The sequence below is a fragment of the Spirulina sp. 06S082 genome, assembly GCF_034932145.1.
GTDB lineage: Bacteria > Cyanobacteriota > Cyanobacteriia > Cyanobacteriales > Spirulinaceae > CCY15215.
Map to the genome: position 1 here is coordinate 1 of NZ_JAYGHV010000263.1, position 1,489 is coordinate 1,489.

Annotated in this window: 1 protein-coding gene and 1 pseudogene; both read left to right on the forward strand. The window is 39.8% G+C overall.

What is annotated here, in order from left to right:
* Positions 1 to 28: 28 nt before the first annotated feature.
* On the forward strand, positions 29 to 1,300 hold the full coding sequence (locus VB714_RS15465) for a response regulator (protein ID WP_323225528.1): 1,272 nt from the start codon (positions 29 to 31) through the stop codon (positions 1,298 to 1,300).
* A pseudogene (locus tag VB714_RS15470) lies at positions 1,297 to 1,489 on the forward strand (hypothetical protein); the annotation flags it as partial. The gene VB714_RS15465 and the pseudogene VB714_RS15470, both read left to right, overlap by 4 nt.

Genomic DNA, 1,489 nt, shown 5'->3' on the forward strand with positions numbered 1-1,489 from the left:
CTGTATCCAATAATCTTAAACTAATATTATGACTGCCAAAATCTTAGTTGTTGATGATGAACCTTTATTAGAATATGTCATCCAACAAAAATTTAGGCAAAAAATTCGTGCCAAGGAATTTGAGTTTTTGTTTGCTAACAATGGCAAACAAGCCTTGGAAAAACTTGCCGAAAATCCTGCTATTGAATTGGTGTTGACTGATATTAATATGCCTGAAATGGATGGATTGACCTTATTAGAGAAATTGGCAGAAGGCGATCGCACCCTCAAAGCCGTTGTTGTATCTGCTTATGGGGATTTAAGCAATATAAGAACGGCGATGAATCGAGGCGCTTTTGATTTTCTCACGAAGCCAATTGACTTTCGTGATATGGAAATTATCATCCAGAGAACGCTAGATTTCGTTAAACGAACCAGAGAAGATTTAACCAAGTTACAGCAGACCCAAACACAACTGATTCAAAATGAAAAAATGGCAAGTATTGGTCAACTTATCGCCGGAGTTGCTCACGAAATCAATAATCCTGTAAGTTTTATTTCTGGCAACCTCGACCATGCTAGAAATTATTTTAAAGACTTACTTCATATTATCAATCTTTATCAAAAACATTGTCAGGATAACCTACAAGAGATAGAAGCAGAAATAGAAGCTCTCGATCTCCCTTTTATTTTAGAAGATCTGCCGCAAATGCTGGATTCGATGACAGAAGGAACCGATCGCATTCGCCATCTCAGCGAGTCTCTCAGAACTTTCTCACGGGCAGATAGTTCTAATCGCGTTTCCTTTAATCTTCATGCCGGAATTGATAGCACTCTCATTATTTTACGACATCGACTCAAAGGGAATGATAATCGTCCCGAAATTCAAGTCATTCGAGAGTATGGGGAACTGCCAGAGGTTCAATGTTATCCGGGACCTCTCAATCAGGTTTTTATGAATATTATCGCGAATGCGATTGATGCCTTAGACGAATCAAGCCTTAAGAAAGTGAAGGGGGAAATAGAAAATAATCTGGAAACACATCCCAATCAAATTACAATTAAAACTGCTGCGATCGCCGAGACAGATACCGATCGAAAAATGGCTGCCATTCGCATTCTCGATAATGGACTCGGCATGACCGCAGAAATTCAAAAACAAATCTTCGAGCATTTGTTTACCACTAAACCCGTAGGTCAAGGAACGGGATTGGGCTTATCAATTTCCCGCCAAATTATTATTGAAAAACACGAGGGAAACATTAAGTGTATTTCATCACCAGGAGAAGGCACGGAGTTTATTATTGAAATTCCCTTATGACGGAACAGAATCTTCCCTCCCCCAATATTCCCGTTAAAAAGCCAGCAAAAATCCTCGTTGTCGATGACGAACAGTTGCTGCAATATATTATTCAGCAACGATTTCGTCGTAAGATTCGTGCCAAAGAACTGGTCTTCGATTATGCACCCAATGGGGCGATCGCGATCGCCAAATTACAATCCGATCGCA

Excerpts from the sequence above, each read along its gene's own strand:
- VB714_RS15465 (WP_323225528.1), top strand. The coding sequence starts at position 29 with ATGACTGCCAAAATCTTAGTTGTTGATGATGAACCTTTATTAGAATAT.